Here is a 26563-nt window from a genome sequence, read left to right on the forward strand (position 1 = left end):
GCAAGGCGAGCCGGGCGGGTGGGCGAGCCGGGCGGGTGCGGCTCAGCGGCCGCGTGCGGCGCCGCGTCCGCGCGGGGCGGGCGCACGTGCCGGCGAGCGGCGCGACTCTGCGCTCGCCTTGGCGAGCGCGGCACGACGCGCGGCGGCAGCGAAGGCGGCGGCCGACTTGGCGGTGGAAGTGCGCACAGGCTTCTTCTCTGCGGGCGCGGAGCTCTTGTCGTCCTCGCGGCGCGCACGCCAGACGACGAGGATGCTGCCGATGTGCTGCACCGGGGCGGCGTCCACCGCGGCGCACAGCTCCTGCATCAAGGCCTCGCGCTGCTCGCGTTCGGCGCCCTGGACCTTGACCTTGATGAGCTCGTGCGCCTGCAGGGCGCGTTCGATCTCGGCGAGGACGGCCGGCGTGAGGCCGTTGCCGGCTACGGTCACGACGGGGTTCAGGTGGTGGGCACGGGCGCGCAGCTCGCTGCGCTCGGCCGGGGAAAGCTCGGTCATTGCAAATCTCTGGATGGGTGAAGCCCGGGACGCGGATTCTACCCCGTACGTGCCAAGGATGGCCGTCGCGGATGGAGCGAGGATGAAGAAGAACAAGACCAGCCGTGCCTGGGTGCACGATCATGTGAACGATCCCTGGGTGCAACGCGCCCAGGCCGAGGGTTATCGCGCACGCGCCGCCTTCAAGCTGCTCGAGATCGACGAGCGCGACCACCTGCTGCGTCCGGGCGCGGTGGTCGTCGACCTGGGAGCGGCGCCCGGCTCGTGGTGCCAGCTTGCGGTGAAGCGCTGCGGGCCCAAGGGACGCATCTTCGCGCTCGACCTCCTGCCCATGGAGCCGGTGGCGGGGGTGGAGTTCCTGCTCGGCGACTTTACCGAGGATGCCGTGCTCGAGGAGCTCGAAGCGCGCCTTGGTGGCGCGAGCGTGGATGTGGTGCTGTCGGATATGGCGCCGAACCTTTCAGGGGTTGCGACGGTCGACCAGGCACGTTCGGTACATCTTTGCGAATTGGCGCTGGACTTCGCGGTGCGTCATCTCAAGCCGGGTGGGCAGTTCGTGGTCAAGGTGTTCCAGGGCGAGGGCTTCATGGAGTATCGCAAGCAGATGGAGGCGGCGTTCGTCTCGGTGCAGGTGCGCAAGCCCAAGGCTTCGCGCGACCGTAGCGCCGAGGTCTATCTCGTCGGCCGGGGGCCGCGCCGGCCTTGAGTTCGCATGCGGGGGGGGCGATTGGGTTGCGCTATGTGCCCCATTGGTTTGCCCGTGGGAACAATCGCCACTAGAATCGGTCAGTCGCGTACAGGCCGGAATGGCTTTCGGGGAACAGAAAGTTGAACAATCTCTTCAAGAATCTCGCGATCTGGATGGTTATCGGCGTCGTGCTGATGACGGTATTCAACCAGTTCAACACGCGCCAGACGCCGGCCAGCACCATGGAGTATTCCCAGTTCCTGGAGGAGGCCAAGGCGGGACGGATCGCGCGCGCGACCGTCGATGGCCGCGTGCTCAAGGCCACCACCCAGGAAGGGCGCACGATCACGGTGTATACGCCGGGCGTGCAGGACATCTGGATGATTTCAGACCTGATGCGCTACGGCGTTCAGATCAACGCCAGCAAGCCCGAGGAGGAGCAGTCCTTCCTCGCCAGCGTATTCGTGTCGTGGTTCCCGATGTTGCTGCTGATCGGCGTGTGGATCTTCTTCATGCGCCAGATGCAGGGCGGGGGCAAGGGCGGGGCGTTCTCCTTCGGCAAGAGCAAGGCGCGCATGCTCGACGAGTCGGCCAATTCGGTGACCTTTGCCGACGTTGCCGGCTGCGACGAGGCCAAGGAAGAAGTTGCCGAGCTGGTCGAGTTCCTGCGTGATCCGTCCAAGTTTCAGAAGCTCGGCGGCCGCATTCCCAAGGGCGTGCTGATGGTCGGTTCGCCGGGTACCGGCAAGACCCTGCTCGCCAAGGCGATCGCCGGAGAGGCCAAGGTGCCCTTCTTCTCGATCTCCGGCTCCGACTTCGTCGAGATGTTCGTCGGCGTAGGCGCGGCGCGCGTGCGCGACATGTTCGAGCAGGCCAAGAAGCAGGCGCCCTGCATCATCTTCATCGACGAGATCGACGCGGTCGGCCGCCAGCGTGGTGCGGGTCTGGGCGGCGGCAATGACGAGCGCGAGCAGACGCTCAACCAGTTGCTGGTCGAAATGGACGGTTTCGAGGGCCAGACCGGCGTGATCGTGATCGCCGCGACCAACCGCCCCGACGTGCTCGACCCGGCTCTGCTGCGCCCGGGCCGCTTCGACCGCCAGGTGGTGGTGGCGCTGCCCGACATCCGTGGTCGCGAGCAGATTCTCAAGGTGCACATGCGCAAGGTGCCGATCGCGCCCGACGTCGATCCGCAGGTGCTGGCGCGCGGCACGCCGGGCTTTGCCGGTGCCGACCTCGCCAACCTGGTGAACGAGGCTGCGCTGTTCGCCGCGCGCGCCAACAAGCGTCTGGTCGACATGGAGGACTTCGAGCGCGCCAAGGACAAGATCATGATGGGCGCCGAGCGCCGCTCGGTGGTCATGCCCGAGGAGGAGCGCCGCAACACCGCCTACCACGAGTCCGGTCACGCGGTGGTGGCGCGTCTGCTCGACAAGACCGATCCGGTGCATAAGGTGACCATCATCCCGCGCGGCCGTGCGCTGGGCGTGACCATGCAGTTGCCGACCGAGGATCGCTACAGCCAGGACCGCGATCGACTGCTGCAGACCATCGCCGTGCTGTTCGGTGGCCGCATCGCCGAAGAGATCTTCATGAAGCAGATGACGACCGGTGCGTCGAACGACTTCGCCCGTGCCACTGACCTCGCGCGCCGGATGGTGACGCAGTGGGGCATGTCCGACACGCTCGGACCGATGGTGTATGGCGAGGAGGAGGGCGAGATCTTCCTCGGCCGCCAAGTCACCACGCACCGCAACGTGTCCGAGGCGACGATGCAGAAGGTCGACGCGGAGATCCGCCGCATCATCGATCAGCAGTACTCGCTGGCGCGGCGCTTGCTCGAAGAGAACAGCGACAAGGTCGAGGCGATGACGGCCGCGTTGCTGGAATGGGAAACCATCGACGCCGAGCAGGTGAATGACATCATGGCCGGCCGCCCGCCGCGTCCGCCGAAGCCGGCATCGGCGCCGTCCAGCCGTCCGAAGGACGACGCGCCGGGTGCGGCGCCCACCGCGCCAGCACCTGCCGCCTGAGTTCGACAACTTCCGTTTCAAGGGGCCGGCCGGACCGGCCCCTTTCCATTCCGGCGTCCGCGCGCCTGCGCCCGGACGCCTTGCTTTTCCCGAGGTCTCGATGTCCGTCCTGCAATGCGGCCGCTTCCGGCTCGATCTGTCCCAGCCCAGGGTGATGGCGATCATCAACCTGACCGACGACTCCTTCTCCGGCGACGGTTTGCGTGGCGACCTCGCCCGTGCGCTCGCGCGCGCCGAGCGTGCGCTGGAGGAAGGGGCGGAGATGCTCGATATCGGCGCCGAGTCGACCCGGCCGGGATCGGACCCGGTGCCCGAGGCGCAGGAGCTCGAGCGCGTGGTGCGCTTCGTCGAGGCCGCGCGCGGCTGGAAAGTGCCGCTCTCGATCGACACCCTGAAGCCGACGGTGATGCGCGCCGCGCTCGCGGCGGGTGCGGACATGATCAACGACATCAACGCGTTCCGCGCATCGGGTGCGATCGAGGCGGTTGCCGCGGGCGAGTCCGGCTTGTGCGTGATGCACATGCTCGGCCAGCCGCGTACGATGCAGCAGGATCCGCGCTACGCCGACGTGGTCGGCGAGGTGACCGGCTTCCTCGACGAGCGCGTTGCCGCCCTCGTGGCCGCAGGCGTGGCGCGCGAGCGCATCGTGCTCGACCCTGGCTTCGGCTTCGGCAAGAGCGTCGGCCACAACTATGCGCTGCTGCGCGAGCTCGCGCGTGTCGGCGTCGGCGGGTTGCCGGTGCTGGCGGGGCTGTCGCGCAAGTCCATGCTCGGCGCAGTCACCGGTCGCGCGGTCGGCGAGCGGCTTGCGGCCAGCGTCGCCGGGGCGCTGATCGCGGTGCAGAACGGCGCGCGTATCGTGCGGGTGCATGACGTCGCCGCCACTCGCGACGCGCTCGCGGTGTGGAAGGCGACCGTGACGGGATGCTGAGCAAGGCACCGCCCGCGGTGTCATAATCCGCGCTTTCGAAAGCTGCTGGAGCGAAGATGGCGCGCAAGTATTTCGGCACCGATGGTGTGCGTGGCAAGGTCGGTGATACGCCGATCACGCCCGAGTTCGTGATGAGGCTGGGCTATGCGGCCGGCGTGACCTTGGTCGCGCGCGAGAAGCTGCCCGCGGGCGAACACCCCGCGGTGCTGATCGGCAAGGACACGCGCATTTCCGGCTACATGCTCGAAGCCGCGCTCGAGGCCGGGTTCGCCGCGGCTGGTGTGGACGTGATGCTGGCCGGACCGATCCCCACCCCGGCGGTAGCCTATCTCACGCGCGCACTGCGCCTGCAGGCCGGCGTGGTGATCTCGGCCTCGCACAACCCCTTCTACGACAACGGGATCAAGTTCTTCTCCGCCGACGGCAGCAAGCTGCCCGATGCGGTCGAGGCCGAGATAGAGGCCCACCTCGACGAGCCGATGGGTTGTGTGGACTCCGCCCGCCTGGGCAAGGCGCGCCGCATCGACGACGCCGCCGGGCGCTACATCGAGTTCTGCAAGAGCACCTTTCCCAACGAGCTCGACCTGCGCGGCCTGCGCATCGCGGTGGATTGCGCGCACGGCGCGGCCTACCAGATCGCCCCCAAGGTCTTCCACGAGCTCGGCGCGGAGATCATCCCGGTGGGCGTCGAGCCCAACGGCCTCAACATCAACGACGGCGTCGGTGCGACGCGGCCGGAGAACCTGCGGCAGGCGGTGCTCAAGCATGGCGCGGACCTGGGCATCGCGCTCGACGGCGACGCCGACCGCCTGATCATGGTGGACCATCGGGGCGAGATCTACGATGGCGACAAGCTGCTCTACGTGGTGGCCTGTGCGCGCCACGCCGAAGGCCGGCTGGAGGGCGTGGTCGGCACGCTGATGAGCAACCTCGGCTTCGAGCACGCGATCCAGCGCCTCGGCACGCCCTTTGCACGCGCCAAGGTGGGCGACCGCTACGTGCTCGAGCTGCTGCAGGAGCGCGGCTGGAAGATTGGCGGCGAGAACTCCGGTCACATCATCTGCCTCGACCGCCACACGACCGGCGACGGCATCGTGTCGGCGCTGCAAGTGCTCGCCGCGCTCAAGCAGCGCGGACTTTCGCTGGCGGACGCCTGCGCGGATCTGGTGTTCTACCCCCAGCGCCTGATCAACGTGCGCATGCCTGCCGGCTTCGACTGGCGTGCGGACGGCTCGATCGCGAGCGCACAGGCCAGAGCCGAACAGACGCTCGGCGATAGCGGGCGCGTGCTGCTGCGCCCTTCGGGCACCGAGCCCCTGCTGCGCGTGATGGTGGAGGGCCGCGACGGCGAGCTGGTCGAGCGTCTCGCGCGCGAGATCGCCGGCGTCGTCGAGGAAGCGATCGCCTGATTCGGGCTGCATGAGATGGGAGGACGGGGCGCAAGGCTCCGTCCGGACGCGGGAAGAAGGCAGATCTGCCCGTTCGATGACACGCAGCGTGGCTGCGACAATCGCTGGCTACCTGACGGGCTCGGTCTTCAACCCCGAGGGGCATCCCGGCGGAGGAGCCGACTTCGGCGCTCGATCCGATCTCGACGGCGCGTATCGAAGAACTGATCGACGAACTGGAGGAAGAGTCCATCATCGTCGTCGTCACCCACAACATGCAGCAGGCGGCCCGGAGCTCGGACTACACCGCCTGCATGTACCTGGGCGAGATGGTGGAGTTCGACGTCACCGACGAGCTCTTCGTGAAGCCGAACAAGAAGGAGACCGAGGACGACATCACCGGTCGCTGCGGCCGAGCAACGATCCCGGGCGGAAGAGTGCGCGCCCCGCGCTGCGCGAGGCTTGGTCGCATTGCGGGTGATCGTCCGCAAGCCGTATAATCCTGCGGTTTATCTGCACGGATATTCCCTCTCCCATGACCAGACTCGTTGCCGGTAACTGGAAGATGAACGGCAGCCTCGCCGCCAATCGCGAGCTGCTCGACGGCCTCGTGTCGATCCCGGGCGTGGAAATCGCCGTGTGTGTGCCGTATCCCTATCTCGCCCAGGCGCAACAACGGCCCGAGGGCGTCGCCCTCGGTGCGCAGGACGTGTCGGAGTACGCGGCCGGCGCCTATACCGGCGAGGTGAGTGCGGCCATGCTCGCGGAGTTCGGCTGCCGCTACGCCATCGTCGGTCACTCCGAGCGCCGTGCCCTCTTCGGCGAGGAAGATGCCACGGTCGGGCGCAAGGCGCTCGCCGCGCTGCAGGCTGGCTTGGTGCCGATCGTGTGCGTGGGCGAGACGCTCGCCGAGCGCGACGAGGCGCGTGCGGTCGAGGTGATCGGCCGCCAGCTCGAGGCGGTGCGCGAGGTGCTCGGCGCCGCGGCGATGGGTGCGGTGGTGCTAGCCTACGAACCCGTGTGGGCGATCGGCACCGGGCGCTCCGCGAGCGTGGCGCAGGTGGCCGAGGTGCATGCTGCGATCCGCGCGTGGCTGAAGGTACACGGCGTGGCGGCGGGTGGCGTCCGCATCCTCTACGGCGGCAGCGTCAAGGCGGACAATGCCGCGGCGCTCTTCGCCGTGGAGGATGTTGACGGTGGGCTGATCGGCGGCGCCTCGCTCGTCGCTGCGGATTTCTTGGCCATCTGCTGCGCCGCGGCGGGTGGGGTCTGAGTTTCAACGATTCGTATCTTTCAGGATTCAAGATGGGTGAATATCTTTTCTCTCTCGTGCTTACCGTGCATGTGCTGGTGGGCCTCGGCGTGATCGGGCTCGTGCTCGTGCAGCACGGCAAGGGTGCAGACATGGGTGCAGCCTTCGGCAGCGGCGCATCGGGCAGTCTCTTCGGTGCATCGGGTTCGGCGAACTTCCTCAGTCGCACCACTGCGGTACTCGCCACGGTTTTCTTCCTGACCAGCCTCGGGCTCAGCTTCCTTGCCAGCAACAAGCCGGCGGCACCGGGCAGCGTGATGGAAGGGGCGCAGACTGCGCCCGCAACGAACCCGGCTCCGGCCGCGCCCGTCGAGTCCTCGCCGGCCCAGTCGATCCCGAAATAATTGGTTGCGAGCCCTTTGCGCAGTGCGGGAAAACACTTATAATTATCGCGCTGTCAGAACGAAGCGCCGACGTGGTGAAATTGGTAGACACGCTATCTTGAGGGGGTAGTGGCGAAAGCCGTATGAGTTCGAGTCTCATCGTCGGCACCACATTCCGGGAACGCCCGCAGAAGCGGGCGTTTCTACGCAGAGCTGAGCAATAACAATAATTGCGGCGCGCCAATGACGCCGCGGACTTCAAATGGGGGTTTCCGGACATGCTGGAAAATTATTTTCCCGTCCTGATGTTCATGCTCGTCGGCCTCGGCTTCGGCCTTGCGCCGGTCATCCTCGGGCGACTCCTCGCCCCCTATCGTCCCGATTCCGAAAAGAATTCTCCCTACGAGTGCGGCTTCGAGGCGTTTGAAGACGCCCGCATGAAGTTCGATGTCCGCTACTACCTGATCGCCATTCTCTTCATCCTGTTTGACCTCGAAATCGCCTTCCTCTTTCCGTGGGCGACGGTCTTCCAGGAGTTCATCGCCGCCGGCGAAATCGCTTGGTTCGTATTCGGCTCAGTGATGGTTTTTCTGGCGATTCTGGTCATTGGCTATATCGTCGAGTGGAAAAACGGCGCACTCGACTGGGAGTAATGCATGAGCATTGAGGGCGTCTTCCGCGAGGGGTTCGTCACCACCTCGCTCGATGCGGTCATCAACTGGACGCGCACCGGCTCGTTGTGGCCGATGACCTTCGGTCTGGCCTGTTGCGCGGTCGAGATGATCCACGCGGGCTGTTCCCGCTACGACTTGGATCGCTTCGGTGTTGTGTTCCGGCCGAGTCCGCGCCAGTCCGACCTGATGATCGTCGCCGGAACCTTGTGCAACAAGATGGCGCCGGCACTGCGCAAGGTCTATGACCAGATGTCGGAGCCGCGCTGGGTCATCTCCATGGGCTCCTGTGCCAACGGCGGTGGCTACTACCACTATTCGTACTCGGTCGTGCGCGGTTGTGACCGCATCGTGCCGGTCGACGTCTATGTGCCGGGCTGTCCGCCCACCGCCGAGGCGCTGATCTACGGCATTCTCCAGCTCCAGAACAAGATCAAGCGCACGAACACGATTGCGCGCTGACGGGTGTCCCAGACATGAGTGCCAAGCTAGAACGCCTCAGCCAGACCTTGCGCGACGTTTTCGGTAACCGGATCCAGTCGCTCGTACTCGATCGCGGTGAAGTGACGATCGAGGTCTCCGCTGCCGAATATCCCCGCGTCGCACGCCAGCTTCGCGACCATGCCGATTTGCGCTTCGAGCAGTTGATTGACCTTTCGGGTCTCGACTACTCCGCCTACGGTAACGCGATCTGGGAGGGCAAGCGCTTCGCTTCCGTCGCCCACCTGACCTCGGTCAAGCACAACTGGCGCCTGCGTGTTCGCGTGTTCGCCGACGACGACGCCTTCCCGGTGATCGATTCGGTGGTCGATGTGTGGCCGAGCGCTAACTGGTACGAGCGCGAGTCCTTCGATCTGTACGGGATCCTGTATTCGGGCCACCCGGATCTGCGCCGCATCCTGACCGACTACGGTTTCGTCGGTCATCCGTTCCGCAAGGACTTCCCGGTTTCGGGGTACGTCGAAATGCGCTACGACCCGGAGCAGGGCAGGGTCGTCTATCAGCCGGTGAGCATCGAGCCGCGCGAGAACACGCCGCGCATCGTGCGCGAAGAGAAATACGGGGACGTCGGCCATGGCTGAGATCCGCAACTACACGATCAACTTCGGTCCGCAGCACCCCTCGGCGCACGGCGTGCTCCGCCTCGTGCTCGAACTCGACGGCGAAGTCGTCGAGCGCGCCGACCCGCACATCGGCCTCCTGCACCGCGGCACCGAGAAGCTCGCCGAGACGCGCACCTGGGTGCAGTCCGTGCCGTACATGGACCGTCTCGACTACGTGTCCATGATGTGCAACGAGCACGCCTACTGCATGGCGATCGAGAAGCTGCTCGGGGTCGAGGTTCCGCTGCGGGCCCAGTACATTCGGGTGATGTTCGACGAGATTACCCGCGTCCTGAACCACCTGCTCAACATCGGTACCCATGCCCTCGACATCGGCGCGATGACCATGGTGCTGTATACGTTCCGCGAGCGCGAAGACCTGATGGACGTCTATGAGGCAGTCTCGGGTGCGCGCATGCATGCGGCGTACTACCGTCCGGGCGGCGTCTATCGCGATCTGCCGGACCGCATGCCCAAATACGAGGTCAACAAGTTCAAGAACGAGAAGACGGTTCGCGAGCTCAACGCCAACCGCGAAGGCTCGATGCTCGACTTCCTCGAGGACTTCACCAACCGCTTCCCGACCTACTGCGACGAATACGAGACACTGCTGACCGACAACCGCATCTGGAAGCAGCGTACCGTCGGCATCGGCGTGGTATCGCCTGAGCAGGCGCTGGCCTGGGGTTTCACCGGTCCGATGCTGCGCGGCTCGGGCATCGCCTGGGATCTGCGCAAGAAGCAGCCCTACGAGGTCTATGATCGCGTCGATTTCGATGTGCCGATCGGCAAGAACGGCGACTGCTACGACCGTTACCTGTGCCGCATGGAAGAGATGCGCCAGTCGAACCGCATCATCAAGCAGTGCATCGACTGGCTGCGCAAGAACTCCGGTCCGGTCATCACCGACAACCACAAGGTCGCGCCGCCTTCTCGCGAGGCGATGAAGACCAACATGGAAGAGCTGATCCACCATTTCAAGCTCTTTACCGAAGGCATGCACGTGCCAAAGGGCGAGGTGTACGCGGCGGTCGAGCATCCGAAGGGCGAGTTCGGCGTGTATGCGGTGTCGGACGGGGCGAACAAACCCTACCGGCTCAAGCTGCGCGCGCCGGGCTTCGCGCACCTCGCGGCCATGGACGACATCGCCCGTGGCCACATGATTGCCGACGTGGTCGCGATCATCGGCACGATGGACGTGGTGTTCGGCGAGATCGATCGCTGAGCGCGCCCGCGCGCAACAGCGGATGGGCGCCTGCGGGCGCCGCGGTATCAAACAAGAATCGGCAGGCTATCCGGAAGATCAAGACGACATGCTGAGCCAGGAATCGCTGCAACAGATCGATCGAGAGATCGCCAAGTATCCGCCCGATCAGACGCAGTCTGCGGTCATGGCCGCGCTGCGGATCGCGCAGGTCGAGAAGGGCTGGCTGCCCAAGGAACTCATCGAGTTCGTGGCCAGGTACCTCGGCATGCCGCCGATCGCCGCCTTCGAGGTCGCGAGCTTCTACAACATGTACGACCTCGCGCCGGTCGGACGGCACAAGATCACCGTGTGCACGAACCTGCCGTGCGCGCTGTCCGGCGGCGTCCATGCGGCGGACTACATCAAGGAAAAGCTCGGCATCGACTTCAACGAGACCACGCCCGACGGCAAGTTCACGCTGAAGGAAGGCGAGTGCATGGGCGCCTGTGGCGACGCCCCGGTGCTGCTGGTGAATAACCATCACATGTGCAGCTGGATGACCACCGAGAAGATCGACCAGATGCTGGCCGAGCTGGACAAGAAATGAGCACGCAAGGAATGATCCTCGCCGGCTGCGACGGCGACCGCACCTGGCGGCTCCAGGACTACGTCGCCCGCGGCGGTTATTCGGCGCTCCGCAAGATCCTCGCCGAGAAGATACCGCAGGACGCGATCATCGCCGAGCTCAAGACCTCGGTGCTGCGCGGTCGTGGCGGAGCGGGCTTCCCGACCGGACTGAAGTGGAGTTTCATGCCGCGCTCCTTCCCGGGCGACAAGTACCTCGCGTGCAACTCCGACGAGGGCGAGCCGGGGACCTTCAAGGACCGCGACATCCTGCGCTACAACCCGCACAGCGTCATCGAGGGCATGGCCATCGCCGCCTACGCGATGGGTGCCGCGCGGGGTTACAACTACATCCACGGCGAGATCTTCGAGACCTACTCGCGCTTCGAGGAGGCGCTTGCGGAGGCCCACGAGGCCGGTTTCATCGGCCGCAACATCCTCGGCAGCGACTTCTCCTTCGAACTCTTCGCGCATCACGGCTACGGCGCCTACATCTGTGGCGAGGAGACCGCGCTGCTCGAGTCGATCGAGGGCAAGAAGGGCCAGCCGCGCTTCAAGCCGCCTTTCCCGGCGAGCTACGGCCTCTATGGCAAGCCGACCACGATCAACAACACCGAGACCTTCGCGTCCGTCCCGTTCATCATGAACATGGGCGGCGAGGCCTTCCTGAACCTCGGCAAGCCCAACAACGGCGGCATGAAGCTCTTCTCGGTCTCGGGCCACGTCAATCGCCCGGGCAACTACGAGATCCCGCTCGGCACGCCCTTCGCCGAGCTGCTCGAGATGGCTGGCGGCATGCGCGGCGGGCGCAAGATCAAGGCGGTCATCCCTGGTGGTTCGTCCGCTCCGGTCGTTCCCGGCGGCGTGATGATGGACTGCACGATGGACTACGACTCGATCTCCAAGGCGGGATCGATGCTCGGTTCCGGCGCGGTCATCGTGATGGACGAGACCACCTGCATGGTCAGGGCCCTCGAGCGACTGTCCTACTTCTACTTCGAGGAGTCCTGCGGCCAGTGCACGCCCTGTCGCGAGGGCACCGGCTGGCTGTACCGTGTGGTGCATCGCATCGAGCACGGTCTTGGCCGCCCGGACGACCTCGACCTGCTGAACTCGGTGACGACCAACATCATGGGCCGCACGATCTGCGCGCTCGGTGACGCCGCCTCGATGCCGGTGCAGAGCTTCGTCAAGCACTTTGGCAGCGAGTTCGAATACCACATCGAAAACAAGAAGTGCCTCGTGCCGCCCGAAGTGCAGCGCGCTGGCAGTCAAATCTACGTGAGCCCGTCATGCTAGAGATCGAAATCGACGGCAAGCAGGTCCAGGTCAACGACGGCAGCACGGTGATCGAGGCTGCAGCGGTTGCCGGGTCCTACATTCCGCACTTCTGTTACCACAAGAAGCTGTCCATCGCGGCTAGCTGTCGGATGTGCCTGGTGCAGGTCGAGAAGGCGCCCAAGCCGCTGCCCGCCTGCGCGACACCCGTTACCAATGGCATGAAGGTATGGACGCACTCCGAGCTCGCCGTGAAGGCGCAGAAGGGGGTGATGGAGTTCCTGCTGATCAACCACCCGCTCGACTGTCCGATCTGTGACCAGGGCGGCGAGTGCCAGCTGCAGGACCTCGCAGTGGGCTACGGTTCGACCGCCTCGCGCTACCAGGAAGAGAAGCGCGTGGTGTTCAACAAGAACCTTGGCGCGCTGGTGTCGACCGACATGACGCGCTGCATCAACTGCACGCGCTGTGTTCGCTTCACCACCGAGATCGCCGGCGAGATGGAGCTCGGCCAGGCCTTCCGCGGCGAGCATGCGGAGATCATGCCCTTCATCGAGAAGACGGTCGATTCCGAGCTCTCCGGCAACATCATCGACCTCTGCCCGGTCGGTGCGCTGACCTCGAAGCCTTTCCGCTTCGCCGCTCGTACCTGGGAGCTCTCGCGCCGCAAGTCGGTGAGCCCGCACGACTCCCTCGGCGCCAACCTGATCGTCCAGACCAAGCACGACGTGGTGAAGCGCGTGCTGCCGTTCGAGAACGAAGACGTCAACGAGTGCTGGCTGTCCGACAAGGACCGCTTCTCCTACGAGGCCCTGTCCAGCGAGCAGCGCCTCGGCGCGCCGATGATCCGCCAGGGCGGGCAGTGGAAGCAGGTCGATTGGCAGGCCGCCCTCGAGTTCGTCGCCACCGGCCTGCGCGGCGTCGAGCGCGATCATGGTGCCGCCTCGATCGGCGCGCTGGCCTCGCCGCACGCCACGGTCGAAGAGCTCTACCTGCTGCAGAAGCTGATGCGCGGGCTCGGTAGCGAGAACATCGATTTCCGCCTGCGCGAGGTCGACTTCCGTGCCGACGGCAAGCGCGCCGGCGCTCCGTGGCTGGGGATGCCGATCGCCGGCGTCAAGGATCTGACCCGCCTGCTCGTGGTCGGCAGCTTCCTGCGCAAGGATGCGCCGCTGCTGGCGCAGCGCGTGCGCCAGGCCGCAAAGAAAGGCCTGCACGTCAGCGCCATCGGCCCGAACGCCGAAGAGTGGTTGCTCCCGGTGCGCAACCGCGCGCTGGTCGCGCCTTCGGCGATGGTGGCCACGCTCGGCCAGGTCGTGGTCGCGCTGGCGAAGGAGAAGGGCGCCGAGGTCAGCGTCGCGCTGCTCGGCAAACTGCCCGAGACAGTGAGCGATGAAGCGCTCGCCATCGCGCAGAGTCTCGCCAGCGGCCGCAAGGTTGCGGTTTGGCTCGGCAATCTCGCCGTCCAGCACGCCCGCGCTTCCGAGCTGCAGATGCTCGCGCAGGAGATCGCGCGCCTCACCGACGGTAGCTTCGGCTTCATCGGCGAGGCTGCCAACAGCGTCGGCGGCTATCTTGCCGGCGCGGTTCCCGGCGCGGGTGGCCTGAACGCCGCCGCGATGATCGAGCAGCCACGTGCGGCCTACGTGACCCTGAACCTTGAGCCCGATCTCGACCTTGCCAATCCGGCGGCGGCGATGGCTGCGCTCGACGGTGCCCAGCTCGTGGTGGCGCTCACAAGCTTCGACTCGCCGTCGCTGCGGCAGGTGGCCGACGTGATGTTGCCGATCGCCCCCTTCACCGAGACCTCGGGCACCTTCGTGAACTGCGAGGGCCGCGCGCAGAGCTTCACCGCGGTGGCCAAGCCCTTCGCCGATGTCCGTCCGGGCTGGAAGGTGCTGCGCGTGCTCGGTAACCTGCTCGCGCTCGAGGGTTTCGCCCACGCCGACTCCGAGGCCGTGCGTGCCGAGGCGCTCGCGGGTGATCTCGCCAGCCGGTTGGACAATGGCGTGGAAGGTATCGTGGTCTCTTCGGCTACCGGTCCGGCAGGCGTGCTCGAGCGTGTAGCCGACGTGCCGATCCACTTCGCCGATCCGATCGCGCGCCGCGCCCCGTCGCTGCAGAAGACGCGCGACGCAGCGGCACCCACGGCGCGAATCGCGCCGGCAACGCTCGCGGCGCTCGGCCTCGCGGCCGGGGACCGTGTGCGCGTGGCACAGGGTACGGCGAGCGTGGAACTCGTGGCCCAGGCGGATGATGGATTGGCTGCAGGATGCGTGCGCGTCGCCGCCGCGCATCCCTCGACCGCGGCGCTCGGCGCGATGAGCGGTGATCTCAGCGTGGAGCGTGCGTGATGGAAGCGATGCTGCAACCCGTGGCGGATTTCTTCGGCCCCTCCTGGACGGCCATCTGGACGCTGCTCAAGATCGTCGCGATCATCGCGCCGCTGATGATTTGCGTCGCCTACCTGACGCTCGCCGAGCGCAAGGTCATCGGCTACATGCAGGTCCGCATCGGCCCTAACCGGGTCGGTCCGAAGGGCCTTCTGCAGCCGATCGCCGACGGCATGAAGCTGCTGTTCAAGGAGATCATCGTTCCGAGCGGGGCCAGCAAGGGCCTCTTCATCCTCGGTCCCATCCTGGCGATCGCGCCCTCGCTGGCAGCCTGGGCAGTGGTGCCCTTCGACGACGGCCTGGTGCTCGCGGACGTCAATGCCGGTCTGCTCTTCCTGCTCGCCATCACTTCGATGGAGGTGTACGGGGTGATCGTCGCAGGTTGGGCGTCGAACTCGAAGTATCCCTTCCTCGGTTCGATGCGTGCCGCGGCGCAGATGGTGTCCTACGAGGTGTCGATGGGTTTCGCGCTGATCTGCGTGCTGCTCATCTCGGCCAGCCTCAACCTCACCGACATTGTCATGTCGCAGAACGAAGGCCGCTTCGCTGACATGGGCCTGGGCGTCCTGTCGTGGAACTGGATCCCGCTCTTTCCCATGTTCGTGGTGTACGTGATCTCGGGCATCGCCGAGACCAACCGCGCGCCCTTCGACGTGGTCGAAGGCGAGGCCGAGGTGGTCGCGGGGCACATGGTCGAGTACTCGGGCATGACCTTCGCGCTGTTCTTCCTCGCCGAATACGCGAACATGATTCTGGTGTCGATCCTGACCTCGATCCTGTTCCTCGGTGGCTGGCTGTCGCCCGTGGGCTTCCTGCCTGACGGTTTCCACTGGCTGGCGGTCAAGACCGCGTTCATCCTGCTGCTGTTCCTGTGGGCGCGAGCCACCTTCCCGCGCTTCCGCTACGACCACATCATGCGTCTAGGTTGGAAGGTGTTCATCCCGGTCACCCTCGTGTGGCTGTTCGTGGTGACCGTGTGGATGATGTCGCCGCTGTCGATCTGGAGTTGAGAAGACCATGGGTGCCAAGGATTACATCGGCAGTCTGTTCCTGAAGGAACTTGTCAAGGGCATGGCTCTGACCGGACGGCATTTCTTTCAGCGCAAGATCACCATCCTCTTCCCGGAAGAGAAGACGCCGCAGAGCAACCGTTTCCGTGGCCTGCACGCGCTGCGCCGCTACCCGAACGGCGAGGAGCGCTGCATCGCGTGCAAGCTGTGCGAGGCGATCTGCCCGGCAATGGCGATCACGATCGAGTCCGATCAGCGTGACGACGGATCGCGCCGCACGACGCGCTACGACATCGACCTGACCAAATGCATCTTCTGCGGCTTCTGCGAGGAAGCCTGTCCGGTGGATGCGATCGTCGAGACTCGCGTGCTGGAGTACCACGGAGAGCAGCGCGGCGATCTGTACTACACGAAGCAGATGCTGCTCGCGGTGGGGGATCGACACGAGTCGCAGATTGCGGCAGACCGCCAACAGGACGCCAAGTACCGCTAAGGGGAGGGCGCCTCGGCGCCACGAGTCAAGAACATGGAATTCAAGACCTTCGTCTTCTACTTTCTCGCCGCGATCATGGTGCTCGCGGCGCTGAGGGTGATCACCGCCCGGAACCCGGTACATGCCGCGCTCTTCCTGGTGCTGACCTTCTTCAACGCCGGCGGCCTCTGGCTGCTGCTCCAGGCCGAGTTCCTCGCGGTCACGCTGGTGATGGTGTACGTCGGCGCGGTGATGGTGCTCTTCCTCTTCGTGGTCATGATGCTCGACATCAACCTTGACCGCCTGCGCGAGGGCTTCTGGAGCTACCTGCCGGTGGGGGCCCTGGTGGGCATCCTGATGCTGGTCGAGATGGTCATGGTGCTCGGCGGCAGCTACTTCGGCCTCGAGGCGATGCCCGCGCCGGCGCCGGTCGCCGCGGACTACAGCAACACCCGCGAGCTGGGCCGCGTGCTCTACACCGACTACGTCTATGCCTTCGAGCTCGCCTCGCTGGTGCTGCTGGTGGCGATGGTCTCCGCGGTTGCGCTGACGCTGCGCAAGCGCAAGGGGCTGAAGTCGATCCCGCCGTCCGAGCAGGTCGCCGTGAGGCGCGAGGGCCGGGTCGAGCTGGTGAAGATGCAGTCCGAGAAAGACGACTGACAACGCACGCGAACAAAACAAGAACCGCACCGACAGCCTGCCGGTGCGATCAGGGAGTCACTGATGCTTTCGCTTTCCCATTTCCTCATCCTGGGCGCGATCCTGTTCGCGATCAGCGTGGTCGGGATCTTCCTCAACCGGAAGAACCTGATCGTGCTGCTGATGGCCATCGAGCTGATGCTGCTCTCGGTGAACATGAACTTTGTCGCTTTCTCGCATTACCTCGGCGACATTGCCGGCCAGGTCTTCGTTTTCTTCATCCTTACCGTGGCGGCGGCCGAATCGGCGATCGGCCTCGCGATCCTGATCGTGATGTTCCGCAACATGCGCACGATCCACGTGGATGATCTGGACAGCCTCAAGGGATAAGGAAGCGTCACGATGTCGGACATGAAAGCACTCTATCTCCTCGTGCCGCTGGCGCCGCTGGCGGGAGCGATTCTCGCAGGCCTGTTCGGAAAGCAGATCGGGCGTGCAGGGGCGCATGTGGTCACCATCCTGGGCGTCGCGATCGCCTTCGTGGCGTCGCTGTTCATCTACCAGGACGTGGCGGCTGGAAACACCTTCAACGGCACCGTCTATACCTGGATGCAGGCGGGCGGCATCGACTTCGAGGTCGGTTTCCTGATCGACTCGCTCACGGTGATGATGATGCTGGTGGTGACCTTCGTGTCGCTGATGGTGCACATCTACACCATCGGCTACATGTCGGAAGATCCCGGCTACCAGCGCTTCTTCAGCTACATCTCGCTGTTCACCTTCTCGATGCTGATGCTGGTGATGTCCAACAACTTCCTCCAGCTTTTCTTCGGCTGGGAGGCGGTTGGTCTGGTTTCCTACCTGCTGATCGGCTTCTGGTACGAGCGCCCGACGGCGATCTACGCCAACATGAAGGCCTTCCTGGTCAACCGCGTGGGCGACTTCGGCTTCCTGCTCGGCATCGGCCTCGTTGCCGCCTACGCCGGCAGCCTCGACTATGCCGAGGTGTTCGCCAAGGCCAAGGAACTCTCCGTGACCGAGATGGCGGTGACCGGCTGGCCGCTGCTCACCGCGATCTGCATCTGCCTCTTCATCGGTGCGATGGGCAAGTCCGCCCAGGTGCCTCTGCACGTGTGGCTGCCCGACTCGATGGAAGGCCCGACCCCGATCTCCGCGCTGATCCACGCGGCGACCATGGTGACCGCGGGCATTTTCATGGTGGCGCGCATGTCGCCGCTGTTCGAGCTGTCCGACACCGCGCTGTCCTTCGTCCTCGTGATCGGTGCGACCACCGCGCTCTTCATGGGCTTCCTCGGCATCGTGCAGAACGACATCAAACGCGTCGTGGCCTACTCGACGCTGTCGCAGCTCGGCTACATGACGGTCGCGCTCGGCGTCTCGGCCTACTCGGCCGCGGTCTTCCACCTGATGACGCACGCCTTCTTCAAGGCGTTGCTGTTCCTCGGCGCCGGCTCGGTGATCATCGGCATGCACCACGATCAGGACATGCGCAACATGGGCGGCTTGCGCAAGTACATGCCGATCACCTGGATCACCTCGCTCCTGGGTTCGCTTGCGCTGATCGGTTTTCCGTTCTTCTCGGGCTTCTACTCCAAGGACTCGATTATCGAAGCGGTGCATTCCTCGACGATCGCGGGCTCGGGCTATGCGATGTTCTGCGTGCTCCTCGGGGTGTTCATCACCGCGTTCTACTCCTTCCGGATGTACTTCCTCGTGTTCCACGGCGACGAGCGCTTCGGCAAGGCGCATGATCACGCACATCACGATCATCACGGCGACCACGACGACGAGGAACCCTCGGCGGATCATCACCACGGCCTGGCGCCGGGGCAGAAGCCGCACGAGTCGCCCTGGGTGGTGACCCTGCCGCTGGTGCTGCTGGCGGTGCCCTCGGTCCTGATCGGCTTCTTCACCATCGACCCGATGCTGTTCGGCGAGTGGTTCAAGGGTGTGATCCTCGTCGGCGACAACCACGTCGGCCTGCGGGAGCTCGCAGCCAACTACCATGGCCCGGTCGGCATGGCGATCCACGGTCTCCAGACGGCGCCGTTCTGGCTGGCGATGGGCGGAGTCGCGCTTGCCTGGTTCTTCTACATGAAGCGTCCGGATATCCCGGCGGCGATCCAGCGCACCTTCAAGCCGATCCACACGCTGTTGGAGAACAAGTACTACTTCGATCGCTTCAACGAGATCTTCTTCGCGGCAGGTGCGCGCCTGCTCGGACGCGGCCTGTGGAAGGCGGGCGATCAGGCCCTGATTGACGGCGTGGCGGTGAATGGCTCCGCGCGCCTGGTGGGCTGGATGGCGCAGATGTCGCGCCTCTTCCAGACCGGTCACCTGTACCAGTACGCCTTCATGATGATCATCGGCGTGTTCGTGCTGCTCACCTACTGGTTCAACCGGGGCTGAGACGGGCACGCAGGGACGGAATCACATAACAAGATCGAACGCGCCGCTCGCGGCGCACTGAACGGAAAGCAACGATGACGGACATTCCTCTCCTCAGTCTGGCGATCTGGGTACCGATTATCGGTGGCCTGCTGGTGCTCGCGACCGGCTCGGATCGCAACGCTCCGCTGGCGCGCATGCTCGCCTTGGCGGTCGCCGTGGCTGGCTTCGTCGTGACGATTCCGCTCTACACGGGCTTCGACGTCGGGACCAGCGCGATGCAGTTCGTGGAACTGCAGTCCTGGGTGCCGCGCTTCAACATCAACTACCACCTCGGCGTCGATGGCATCTCGGTGCTGTTCGTGCTGCTCAACGCCTTCATCACCATCATCGTGGTGGCGGCGGGCTGGCAGGTGATCCAGACCAAGGTCGCGCAGTACATGGCCGCGTTCCTGATCATGTCGGGCCTGATGAACGGCATCTTCTCGGCGCTCGACGCGGTGCTGTTCTACGTGTTCTTCGAAGCCTCGCTGATCCCGCTCTACCTGATCATCGGCATCTGGGGTGGCGCCAACCGGGTGTACGCCGCGATCAAGTTCTTCCTCTACACGCTGTTCGGTTCCCTGCTGATGCTGATCGCGCTGCTCTACCTGTTCATGCAGTCGGGCGGTAGCTTCAGCATCCTCGACTGGCACCAGTTGCCCCTGCCGATCGAGCCGCAGATCCTCATCTTCCTCGCCTTCCTGATCGCTTTTGGCGTCAAGGTGCCGATGTGGCCGGTGCATACTTGGCTGCCCGATGCCCACGTCGAGGCACCCACCGGCGGATCGGTTGTACTTGCCGCGATCGCCCTGAAGCTCGGCGCTTATGGGTTCCTGCGCTTCTCCCTGCCGATCGTGCCCGACGCGGCGAACGAGCTCGCGCCGCTGGTGATCACCCTGTCGCTGATCGCGGTTGTGTATATCGGCTTCGTCGCGCTGGTACAGGCCGACATGAAGAAGCTCGTGGCCTACTCGTCGATCTCCCACATGGGCTTCGTGACCCTGGGCTTCTTCATGTTCAACAGCCTCGGCGTCGAGGGCGCTCTGGTGCAGATGATCTCTCACGGCTTCGTTTCGGGCGCGATGTTCCTGTGCATCGGCGTGCTCTATGACCGCCTGCACTCGCGCCAGATCGCCGACTACGGTGGCGTGGTGCACACCATGCCGAAGTTTGCAGCCTTCTTCATGCTCTTCACGATGGCCAACTCTGGCCTGCCGGCCACCTCCGGTTTCGTTGGCGAGTTCATGGTGGTGCTTGGGGCCGTGCAGTACAACTTCTGGATCGGCTTCGTCGCCGCCACCACGCTGATCCTCGGCGCTGCGTATTCGCTCTGGATGTACAAGCGGGTGGTGTTCGGCAAGGTGGCCAACCCCCATGTCGCCGAGCTCGAGGACATCAACGGCCGCGAGTTCGCCTTCCTTGCGGTGCTGGCGGCGTGCGTGCTGGCGATGGGCCTGTATCCCTTCCCCTTCACCGAAGTGATGCACGCCTCGGTCAATGAACTCCTGCGGCATGTTGCCGTGAGCAAGCTCTGAGCGCTGCCCGGCGCGAGCGCACGAGACACTTTACGGACTGGTCAGAAGATGAATTTCGTCGTCCCCGACTTCTACCCCGCAGCGGCCGAGATCTTCGTGGCCGTGATGGCCTTGGTGATCATGCTGGCGAGTACCTTCGCGCGCAGCATCGCTCGCAATTTGGCTTACCTGCTCACCCAGGCGACGCTGATCGTTGCCGCCTTCATCACGATCTTCACGATGGAGGGGGAGGTGGTCCATACCTTCAGCAATCTGTTCATCAGCGATCTGCTGGGTGACGTGCTGAAGTTGATGATCTATTTCTCCACCGCGATCGCGCTGCTGTACGGGCGCGGCTACCTCGCCGACCGGAAGATCGACAAGCCCGAGTACTACCTGCTCGCGCTGCTGATGACGCTCGGCATGATGGTGATGGTCACGGCCAACCACATGCTGCCGATGTACATCGGCCTCGAGATGATGTCGCTAGCGCTGTATACGATGGTGGCGTTCGATCGCGACTCGGCGCGCTCGACCGAGGCGGCGATGAAGTACTTCGTACTCGGCGCGCTGGCTTCGGGCCTGCTGCTGTACGGCATGTCGATGGTGTATGGCGCGACGGGTACGCTCGAGTTCTCGGGTGTGGCGCAGGCGCTCTACAACCAGACCGCCAACCAGACCGTGCTGATGTTCGGCGTCGTGTTCCTGGTCGCGGGTATCTGCTTCAAACTCGGCGTTGTGCCCTTCCACATGTGGGTGCCCGACGTCTATCAGGGCGCGCCCACCGCAGTGACGCTGGTGATCGCCACGGCGCCCAAGCTCGCCGCGTTCGCGATGGCGGTGCGCCTGCTGATCTGGGCGCTGTTCGACATCGCCGAGGAATGGCAGATGATGCTGATGCTGGTGGCCGCAGCCTCGATCGTGCTCGGCAATCTGGCCGCGATCGCGCAGCAGAACATCAAACGCATGCTCGCCTACTCGGGTATCTCGCACATGGGCTTCATGCTGCTCGGCCTGCTCGCGGGCGTGGTCGAGGGCGACCGTCACTTTGCGCTCAACGCCTACAGTTCGGCGATGTTCTACGCGATCTCTTACGTGATCATGAGCCTGGCTTCGTTCGGCATGCTGATTCTGCTGTCGCGTGCAGGTTTCGAGGCCGAGAACATCGACGATTTCAAGGGGCTCAACAAGCGCAGTTCGTGGTACGCGCTGATGATGCTCTTCGTGATGTTCTCGATGGCGGGTGTGCCCTTCTTCATCGGCTTCTTCGCCAAGTTGTCGGTGCTGCAGGCGGTGGTCGCGGCCGGGTACTTCTGGCTGGCGGTGCTGGCGGTGGTGATGTCGGTGATCGGTGCCTTCTACTACCTGCGCGTGGTCAAGGTGATGTATTTCGACGAGCCGGTCGACTCCTCGCCGATTCATGCTGCGCCCGAAGTGCGTGTGATGCTCTCGGCCAACGGTCTTGCGATCGCGGCCCTCGGCCTCGCCCCGCAGGCGCTGATGTCCTTGTGCGCGTTCGCGCTGCTGCGTTCGCTCTGATCCAGCGGTGGGTGCGGACGCCAGCGTCTTCCTGCTGTTGGCCATCGCCTTCACGATGGCCAACCTGCCCTTCGTCTTCGACCGCATCTTCCTCATCCGCAAGCCGCCAGCCGGGGTTCGCAAGGGGCTCGGCTGGCGGTTTGCCGAACTGCTCGTGCTGTATTTCGTGGTGGGTGGGCTCGCAGCATCGATCGAGGCGCAGTCCCACGGTCGGGTGTATGGGCAGGGCTGGGCGTTCTACGCGACCACCTTCTGTCTCTTTGTGGTGTTTGCCTTTCCGGGCTTCACTTGGGCCTACCTGTGGCGTTCGGCGCGCCGGACATCCGAGGTAGGTGCGTGAGCGGGCTCGAGCGGGACGCGCTACATGAGTACACCCTCGATAGCGAGTCGGTTTTCGACGGTGCACTGCTCAAGGTGTGGCGAGACCGCGTCGAATTGCCGGACGGCAGCCGCAGCGTGCGCGAGTACATCCGCCATCCCGGCGCTGTGGTCGTGGTCGCGCTGGAGGAGAGCGGGGCGCTGGTGTTCGAGCGGCAGTTCCGCTATCCGCTGCAACGCGCCTTCCTCGAGTTGCCTGCCGGGAAAATCGACGCCGGCGAGGACATCCTGGCCTGCGCGCAGCGCGAACTGCGCGAGGAAACCGGCTTCGCCGCTGCGAATTGGGAATATGTCGGGGTGATGCACCCGTGTATCGGCTACTCGGACGAGCGCATCGAAGTCTTCTTCGCCCACGAGCTCTCGCAGGTGGGGGGAGCGCTCGATGACGGCGAGTTTCTCGAAGTGCTGAGCCTGCGTGCGGACGAGGTGGAGCAGGCCATCCGGATCGGACGCATCACCGACGCGAAGACCATCACCGCTTATTACCTTGCGTTGCCGCATATCCAGGCGCGTCTGCGGGGACGCTAGCGCGCTTCGCCGCCGGGTCGCGCTTCTCTCTTCACTGCCGGCGCGAACCCCGGTGGGGCTCCGCGGCTCCTGCTGCGCCGGTCTCGATGCCGCCGGGTCCCTTCTCGCGAAGGAATGGGCTGTGCTCCGCCAGTTCGTCGAGATAGTGCCCCACGCCCGCACGCTCCCTTGCCAGCCAATCGTCGACCGCGCCGCGAAAGCGCGGATCCGCGAGCCAGTGCGCGGAGAAGGTACGCACCGGGAGCAGACCGCGGGCGAGCTTGTGTTCCCCCTGTGCGCCGCCCTCGAAGCGGGTCAGACCATGCTCGATGCAGTATTCGATGGCCTGATAGTAGCACAGCTCGAAGTGCAGGAAGGGCAGGTCCTCGACGCAGCCCCAGTAACGCCCGTACAGCGCCTCGCGATCGCACAGGAAGAAGGCGGCGGCGATCGGCTGGGTGTCGCGGCGAGCCACCAGCAGACGGACGGCCTCGGGCATGCTGTGCGCGAGCCGCACAAAAAAATCTGCTGCGAGATAGGGCGTGGAGCGGTGCTGCGCGTAGGTGTTGGCGTAACAGTGCGCGAAGAACGCCCAGTCCTCGTCCCGCGCTTCATGCCCGTCCAGCCACTGCAGATCCAGACCGTGTGCGGCTGCGCGGCGGCGTTCCTGGCGGATCTTCTTGCGCTTGGCGCCGGAGAGGCTGGCGAGGAAATGCTCGAAGTCGGCCCAGCGCCGCTGCCGGACGGAGATAGGCGCGCTGGATTCCGCGGGCGTCGGCTCGGTCTCGGCGGAGGCGGGTGGATTTCTCCAATGGAACTGCACGTCCTCGCGGATCATTAGCCCGGCGGCCTCGAGCAGCGGGCGCTCGCGATCGAGCGGGAAAAGCAGGTGCAGCGACGACAGCCCGCTCTCCAGCGCCTTCGCGAGCAGGGCGGCGAGCAGTTCCCGGCGTGCGCCGTCGTCGTGGCCGAGCAGGCGTGGCCCGGGGATGGGCGTGAAGGGCACGGCCGCGAGCCACTTCGGGTAGTAGTCGAGGCCGTGGCGCTGGTAGGCCTCGGCCCAGGCCCAGTCGAAGACGTACTCGCCCCGGGAATGCGTCTTCACATAGAGCGGCATGGCCGCGCCCAACGTGCCGCCGCGCCACAGGGTGGCGTGCGCGGGCGTCCAGCCGCTGCGCCCGCCCACGCAGCCGCTCTCTTCGAGGGCGTGCAGGAAGGCGTGGCGGATACAGGGCGCGGCGCTTGCGCAGCTCGCGTCGACCAGGGCATCCCACTGGCGTGCGTCGATACGGGCGATGCGGGGGATGAAGTGGAATCCGTCGGGCTGGCTCATGGTGGCTGGGGCAGGGGGCACGGCTGCCTGTTTTTTGTGCAGTGCGACGATACGTTGCCGCGACAGCGACTTGCAAGCGCTATCCACGCCTTGTCCACAGGCTTGCGCACCCGGGCTGTGGGTTTGTACGCGGGCATCCACGGTCGCGCTGCGCTCGCGAGACGGCCGCACGGTTCGAGTCGGGGCAAACCATCGCGTAGCGGAGCGCGCTTGGGCGCGAGAGCGTGCTCAGGCGCGCGGTCCGGCGCACGCAGAGCCTGTCGTGGAGCTTCGCCGAAGCGGTATAGTTCCGCTCCATGAACGCACATGCCCAAGCCCCCGTTTCCATCGCTGTCGCCCAGCTCAACCTGACCGTGGGCGATCTGGTCGGCAACGCCGACCACATCATCGCCGCGCTCGACGACGCACGCGCGGCCGGCGCGCAACTGCTGCTCACGCCCGAGCTTGCGCTGTCCGGGTATCCGCCCGAGGACTTGCTGCTGCGACCGGATTTCTATCGCGCCTGCGCGCGTGAGGTCGAACGCATCGCCGCTGCTGCGCGGGGGGTCACGGTGGTGCTTGGCCACCCGGTGGAGGACGGCGGCGAGCGCTACAATGCGGCCTCGGTGTTGCGCGACGGCGCGGTGCTGACGCGCTATCACAAGAGCCTGCTGCCCAACTACGAGGTCTTCGACGAGGAGCGCTACTTCGAGGCCGGCGGCACGGCTTGCGTGTTCGAGTGCGCTGGCGTGCGCTTCGGGGTGAACATCTGTGCCGACGTCTGGGAGCGCGGTCCCGCGGAGGCCGCGCGGGCGGCCGGGGCGCAGGTTCTGCTGGCGCTCAACGCTTCGCCCTACCACATGAACAAGCAGGCTCAGCGCCTGGAGGTGCTGCGCGCGCGCGTGGCCGAGACCGGCCTGCCCGTGCTGTACTGCAACATGGTGGGCGGCCAGGACGAGTTGGTCTTCGACGGCGCCTCCTTCGCGCTCGACGCCGGCGGCGCGGTCGGGCTGCAACTCGGCAGCTTCGTCGAGCGCGTCGCGATCGTCGACTACGCCTCGGGCGGTTGGTCGGGCGGTGAGCACGTTCCTGCGCGGACGCTCGAGGCCGAGGTGTACGAGGCGCTGCGCATCGGGGTGCGCGACTATCTCGCCAAGAACCGTTTCCCGGGCGCGATCATCGGCCTGTCGGGCGGGATCGACTCGGCGCTGACCCTGGCGATCGCGGTCGATGCGCTCGGCGCCGACAAGGTGCGTGCGGTGATGATGCCTTCGCCCTACACCGCTCAAATGAGCCTCGACGACTCGCGCGACATGGTGGCGCGCCTGGGCGTGCGCTATGACGAGATCGCGATCGAGCCGGCGATGAAGGTCTTTGCCGAGCTGCTTGCCGACCAGTTTGCCGGCCTGCCCGCCGACACCACCGAGGAGAACCTGCAGGCGCGCATCCGCGGCATGCTGCTGATGGCGCTGTCGAACAAGACCGGCGCGATCGTGCTCACCACCGGCAACAAGAGCGAGATGGCCACCGGCTACGCCACGCTGTACGGCGACATGGCCGGCGGCTTCGCCGTGCTCAAGGACCTCTACAAGACCTTTGTCTTCCGCCTGTCGAACTGGCGCAACACGGTGAGCCCGGTGATCCCGCAGAACATCATCGACCGACCGCCCTCGGCCGAGCTCAAGCCCGACCAGAAGGACCAGGACAGCCTGCCGCCCTACGACATGCTTGACGCCATCATCCAGGCCTACATGGAGCGCGACGAGTCGCCGCGCGACATCGTCGCCGCGGGCTTCCCCGAGGGCGAGGTGCGGCGCGTGGTGGGTATGCTCAAGCGCAACGAGTACAAGCGCCGCCAGGCCCCGGTGGGCATCCGTGTGACCCAGCGCGGTTTCGGCAGGGATTGGCGTTATCCGATAACATCCCGCTACCAGGACGAATTCTGAAAGAGGAGCAAGCCGGATGAAGAAGATCGAGGCGATCATCAAGCCGTTCAAGCTGGACGAGGTGCGCGAGGGCCTGTCCGAGGTGGGGATCACGGGCCTGACGGTGACCGAGGTTAAGGGTTTCGGCCGCCAGAAGGGCCACACCGAGCTCTATCGCGGTGCTGAATACGTGGTCGACTTCCTGCCCAAGATCAAGGTCGAGGTCGTGCTTGCCGATGACATCGTCGACCAGGCGGTGGAGGCGATCGTGAAGGCCGCGCACACGGGCAAGATCGGCGACGGCAAGATCTTCATCACGCCGGTGGAGCAGGTCATCCGCATCCGCACTGGCGAGACCAACGAAGCGGCGATCTGATATTCGGGCGGCGGG

General features: G+C 65.3%; 26 protein-coding genes, 1 tRNA gene and 1 pseudogene. 26 read left to right on the forward strand and 2 right to left on the reverse strand.

The annotated features are described in order from the left end of the window. Positions 1-42 precede the first annotated feature (42 nt). Positions 43-495, reverse strand: coding sequence for a ribosome assembly RNA-binding protein YhbY (gene yhbY / locus TMZ1T_RS08565; protein WP_012585165.1), 453 nt, complete (start codon positions 493-495; stop codon positions 43-45). An 82-nt stretch (positions 496-577) separates the two neighbouring features. Between yhbY and TMZ1T_RS08570 the strand changes: the two genes are divergently transcribed. The 24 genes and pseudogenes from TMZ1T_RS08570 to TMZ1T_RS08685 all read left to right on the forward strand — a co-directional run bounded on the left by TMZ1T_RS08570 (position 578) and on the right by TMZ1T_RS08685 (position 22956). Beyond that, positions 578-1201: an RlmE family RNA methyltransferase gene (locus tag TMZ1T_RS08570; protein ID WP_004304510.1), complete on the forward strand. Its 624-nt coding sequence runs from the start codon at positions 578-580 to the stop codon at positions 1199-1201. Positions 1202-1323: 122 nt separating this feature from the next. After that, positions 1324-3216 (forward strand): ATP-dependent zinc metalloprotease FtsH, encoded by a 1893-nt coding sequence (gene ftsH, locus TMZ1T_RS08575; RefSeq protein WP_004304508.1) that lies wholly within the window; start codon positions 1324-1326, stop codon positions 3214-3216. A gap of 100 nt (positions 3217-3316) precedes the next feature. Beyond that, complete coding sequence (folP, locus tag TMZ1T_RS08580) at positions 3317-4147, forward strand: dihydropteroate synthase (protein ID WP_012585166.1); 831 nt, start codon at positions 3317-3319, stop codon at positions 4145-4147. Between the two features lie 56 nt (positions 4148-4203). After that, positions 4204-5556, forward strand: coding sequence for a phosphoglucosamine mutase (gene glmM, locus TMZ1T_RS08585; protein ID WP_004304504.1), 1353 nt, complete (start codon positions 4204-4206; stop codon positions 5554-5556). Between the two features lie 149 nt (positions 5557-5705). Beyond that, positions 5706-5948: pseudogene (locus TMZ1T_RS08590) on the forward strand (phosphate ABC transporter ATP-binding protein); the annotation flags it as partial. Between the two features lie 122 nt (positions 5949-6070). After that, on the forward strand, positions 6071-6808 hold the full coding sequence (gene tpiA, locus TMZ1T_RS08595) for a triose-phosphate isomerase (RefSeq protein ID WP_012585167.1): 738 nt from the start codon (positions 6071-6073) through the stop codon (positions 6806-6808). 32 nt (positions 6809-6840) lie between these two features. Further along, positions 6841-7191 (forward strand): preprotein translocase subunit SecG, encoded by a 351-nt coding sequence (gene secG, locus TMZ1T_RS08600; RefSeq protein ID WP_004304499.1) that lies wholly within the window; start codon positions 6841-6843, stop codon positions 7189-7191. A gap of 65 nt (positions 7192-7256) precedes the next feature. Next, positions 7257-7341, forward strand: a tRNA-Leu gene (locus TMZ1T_RS08605). Between the two features lie 107 nt (positions 7342-7448). Next, positions 7449-7823 (forward strand): NADH-quinone oxidoreductase subunit A, encoded by a 375-nt coding sequence (ndhC, locus tag TMZ1T_RS08610; protein ID WP_004304497.1) that lies wholly within the window; start codon positions 7449-7451, stop codon positions 7821-7823. Positions 7824-7826: 3 nt separating this feature from the next. Beyond that, positions 7827-8303 (forward strand): NuoB/complex I 20 kDa subunit family protein, encoded by a 477-nt coding sequence (locus tag TMZ1T_RS08615; RefSeq protein WP_002926530.1) that lies wholly within the window; start codon positions 7827-7829, stop codon positions 8301-8303. A gap of 14 nt (positions 8304-8317) precedes the next feature. Next, the gene (locus TMZ1T_RS08620) at positions 8318-8923 is read left to right on the forward strand and encodes an NADH-quinone oxidoreductase subunit C (RefSeq protein ID WP_004304495.1); all 606 of its coding nucleotides are present in this window, start codon (positions 8318-8320) and stop codon (positions 8921-8923) included. Further along, positions 8916-10169: an NADH-quinone oxidoreductase subunit D gene (locus TMZ1T_RS08625; RefSeq protein WP_012585168.1), complete on the forward strand. Its 1254-nt coding sequence runs from the start codon at positions 8916-8918 to the stop codon at positions 10167-10169. The genes TMZ1T_RS08620 and TMZ1T_RS08625 overlap by 8 nt, the downstream gene beginning before the upstream one ends. Positions 10170-10257: 88 nt before the next feature. Continuing rightward, the gene (gene nuoE, locus TMZ1T_RS08630; RefSeq protein WP_004363482.1) at positions 10258-10737 is read left to right on the forward strand and encodes an NADH-quinone oxidoreductase subunit NuoE; all 480 of its coding nucleotides are present in this window, start codon (positions 10258-10260) and stop codon (positions 10735-10737) included. An 11-nt stretch (positions 10738-10748) separates the two neighbouring features. Next, on the forward strand, positions 10749-12053 hold the full coding sequence (gene nuoF, locus TMZ1T_RS08635; protein WP_041589635.1) for an NADH-quinone oxidoreductase subunit NuoF: 1305 nt from the start codon (positions 10749-10751) through the stop codon (positions 12051-12053). Continuing rightward, positions 12047-14386 carry an NADH-quinone oxidoreductase subunit NuoG gene (nuoG, locus tag TMZ1T_RS08640; RefSeq protein WP_004304487.1) on the forward strand — a complete coding sequence of 780 codons (2340 nt, stop codon included), beginning with the start codon at positions 12047-12049 and terminating at the stop codon, positions 14384-14386. The genes nuoF and nuoG overlap by 7 nt, the downstream gene beginning before the upstream one ends. Continuing rightward, a complete protein-coding gene (gene nuoH, locus TMZ1T_RS08645) occupies positions 14386-15435 on the forward strand; it encodes an NADH-quinone oxidoreductase subunit NuoH (RefSeq protein WP_012585170.1) in 1050 nt (349 codons plus the stop codon). The genes nuoG and nuoH overlap by 1 nt, the downstream gene beginning before the upstream one ends. Before the next feature lie 7 nt (positions 15436-15442). Continuing rightward, entirely contained in the window at positions 15443-15928 is a 486-nt protein-coding gene (gene nuoI, locus TMZ1T_RS08650) for an NADH-quinone oxidoreductase subunit NuoI (protein ID WP_004304483.1), read from the forward strand. 33 nt (positions 15929-15961) lie between these two features. Then, entirely contained in the window at positions 15962-16567 is a 606-nt protein-coding gene (locus tag TMZ1T_RS08655) for an NADH-quinone oxidoreductase subunit J (protein ID WP_012585171.1), read from the forward strand. Positions 16568-16630: 63 nt separating this feature from the next. Beyond that, complete coding sequence (nuoK, locus tag TMZ1T_RS08660; RefSeq protein ID WP_004304479.1) at positions 16631-16936, forward strand: NADH-quinone oxidoreductase subunit NuoK; 306 nt, start codon at positions 16631-16633, stop codon at positions 16934-16936. A gap of 12 nt (positions 16937-16948) precedes the next feature. Continuing rightward, entirely contained in the window at positions 16949-18976 is a 2028-nt protein-coding gene (gene nuoL / locus TMZ1T_RS08665) for an NADH-quinone oxidoreductase subunit L (RefSeq protein WP_012585172.1), read from the forward strand. 74 nt (positions 18977-19050) lie between these two features. Further along, the gene (locus TMZ1T_RS08670) at positions 19051-20532 is read left to right on the forward strand and encodes an NADH-quinone oxidoreductase subunit M (protein WP_012585173.1); all 1482 of its coding nucleotides are present in this window, start codon (positions 19051-19053) and stop codon (positions 20530-20532) included. Positions 20533-20580: 48 nt separating this feature from the next. Further along, positions 20581-22050, forward strand: a complete 1470-nt coding sequence (gene nuoN / locus TMZ1T_RS08675) for an NADH-quinone oxidoreductase subunit NuoN (RefSeq protein ID WP_012585174.1) — start codon at positions 20581-20583, stop codon at positions 22048-22050. Between the two features lie 7 nt (positions 22051-22057). After that, on the forward strand, positions 22058-22390 hold the full coding sequence (locus tag TMZ1T_RS08680) for a DUF2818 family protein (RefSeq protein WP_012585175.1): 333 nt from the start codon (positions 22058-22060) through the stop codon (positions 22388-22390). Then, positions 22387-22956 carry an NUDIX domain-containing protein gene (locus TMZ1T_RS08685; protein WP_004304469.1) on the forward strand — a complete coding sequence of 190 codons (570 nt, stop codon included), beginning with the start codon at positions 22387-22389 and terminating at the stop codon, positions 22954-22956. Before TMZ1T_RS08680 ends, TMZ1T_RS08685 begins: the two co-directional genes overlap by 4 nt. A gap of 31 nt (positions 22957-22987) precedes the next feature. Here TMZ1T_RS08685 and TMZ1T_RS08690 read toward each other — a convergent pair whose 3' ends face one another. After that, the gene (locus TMZ1T_RS08690) at positions 22988-24268 is read right to left on the reverse strand and encodes a GNAT family N-acetyltransferase (protein ID WP_012585176.1); all 1281 of its coding nucleotides are present in this window, start codon (positions 24266-24268) and stop codon (positions 22988-22990) included. A 296-nt stretch (positions 24269-24564) separates the two neighbouring features. On the opposite strand from TMZ1T_RS08690, the gene TMZ1T_RS08695 reads away from it, so the two are divergent. Both TMZ1T_RS08695 and TMZ1T_RS08700 read left to right on the forward strand, forming a co-directional pair. After that, entirely contained in the window at positions 24565-26193 is a 1629-nt protein-coding gene (locus TMZ1T_RS08695) for an NAD+ synthase (protein ID WP_004304465.1), read from the forward strand. A 16-nt stretch (positions 26194-26209) separates the two neighbouring features. Next, positions 26210-26548, forward strand: a complete 339-nt coding sequence (locus TMZ1T_RS08700) for a P-II family nitrogen regulator (RefSeq protein ID WP_004304463.1) — start codon at positions 26210-26212, stop codon at positions 26546-26548. The last annotated feature ends 15 nt before the right edge of the window (positions 26549-26563 follow it).

This window comes from Thauera aminoaromatica (assembly GCF_000021765.1).
Taxonomy (GTDB): domain Bacteria; phylum Pseudomonadota; class Gammaproteobacteria; order Burkholderiales; family Rhodocyclaceae; genus Thauera; species Thauera aminoaromatica.

Coding starts and splice junctions, on each gene's coding strand:
- yhbY (WP_012585165.1), bottom strand. CDS start 495: ATGACCGAGCTTTCCCCGGCCGAGCGCAGCGAGCTGCGCGCCCGTGCC.
- TMZ1T_RS08570 (WP_004304510.1), top strand. CDS start 578: ATGAAGAAGAACAAGACCAGCCGTGCCTGGGTGCACGATCATGTGAAC.
- folP (WP_012585166.1), top strand. CDS start 3,317: ATGTCCGTCCTGCAATGCGGCCGCTTCCGGCTCGATCTGTCCCAGCCC.
- glmM (WP_004304504.1), top strand. CDS start 4,204: ATGGCGCGCAAGTATTTCGGCACCGATGGTGTGCGTGGCAAGGTCGGT.
- tpiA (WP_012585167.1), top strand. CDS start 6,071: ATGACCAGACTCGTTGCCGGTAACTGGAAGATGAACGGCAGCCTCGCC.
- secG (WP_004304499.1), top strand. CDS start 6,841: ATGGGTGAATATCTTTTCTCTCTCGTGCTTACCGTGCATGTGCTGGTG.
- ndhC (WP_004304497.1), top strand. CDS start 7,449: ATGCTGGAAAATTATTTTCCCGTCCTGATGTTCATGCTCGTCGGCCTC.
- TMZ1T_RS08615 (WP_002926530.1), top strand. CDS start 7,827: ATGAGCATTGAGGGCGTCTTCCGCGAGGGGTTCGTCACCACCTCGCTC.
- TMZ1T_RS08620 (WP_004304495.1), top strand. CDS start 8,318: ATGAGTGCCAAGCTAGAACGCCTCAGCCAGACCTTGCGCGACGTTTTC.
- TMZ1T_RS08625 (WP_012585168.1), top strand. CDS start 8,916: ATGGCTGAGATCCGCAACTACACGATCAACTTCGGTCCGCAGCACCCC.
- nuoE (WP_004363482.1), top strand. CDS start 10,258: ATGCTGAGCCAGGAATCGCTGCAACAGATCGATCGAGAGATCGCCAAG.
- nuoF (WP_041589635.1), top strand. CDS start 10,749: ATGATCCTCGCCGGCTGCGACGGCGACCGCACCTGGCGGCTCCAGGAC.
- nuoG (WP_004304487.1), top strand. CDS start 12,047: ATGCTAGAGATCGAAATCGACGGCAAGCAGGTCCAGGTCAACGACGGC.
- nuoH (WP_012585170.1), top strand. CDS start 14,386: ATGGAAGCGATGCTGCAACCCGTGGCGGATTTCTTCGGCCCCTCCTGG.
- nuoI (WP_004304483.1), top strand. CDS start 15,443: ATGGGTGCCAAGGATTACATCGGCAGTCTGTTCCTGAAGGAACTTGTC.
- TMZ1T_RS08655 (WP_012585171.1), top strand. CDS start 15,962: ATGGAATTCAAGACCTTCGTCTTCTACTTTCTCGCCGCGATCATGGTG.
- nuoK (WP_004304479.1), top strand. CDS start 16,631: ATGCTTTCGCTTTCCCATTTCCTCATCCTGGGCGCGATCCTGTTCGCG.
- nuoL (WP_012585172.1), top strand. CDS start 16,949: ATGTCGGACATGAAAGCACTCTATCTCCTCGTGCCGCTGGCGCCGCTG.
- TMZ1T_RS08670 (WP_012585173.1), top strand. CDS start 19,051: ATGACGGACATTCCTCTCCTCAGTCTGGCGATCTGGGTACCGATTATC.
- nuoN (WP_012585174.1), top strand. CDS start 20,581: ATGAATTTCGTCGTCCCCGACTTCTACCCCGCAGCGGCCGAGATCTTC.
- TMZ1T_RS08690 (WP_012585176.1), bottom strand. CDS start 24,268: ATGAGCCAGCCCGACGGATTCCACTTCATCCCCCGCATCGCCCGTATC.
- TMZ1T_RS08695 (WP_004304465.1), top strand. CDS start 24,565: ATGAACGCACATGCCCAAGCCCCCGTTTCCATCGCTGTCGCCCAGCTC.
- TMZ1T_RS08700 (WP_004304463.1), top strand. CDS start 26,210: ATGAAGAAGATCGAGGCGATCATCAAGCCGTTCAAGCTGGACGAGGTG.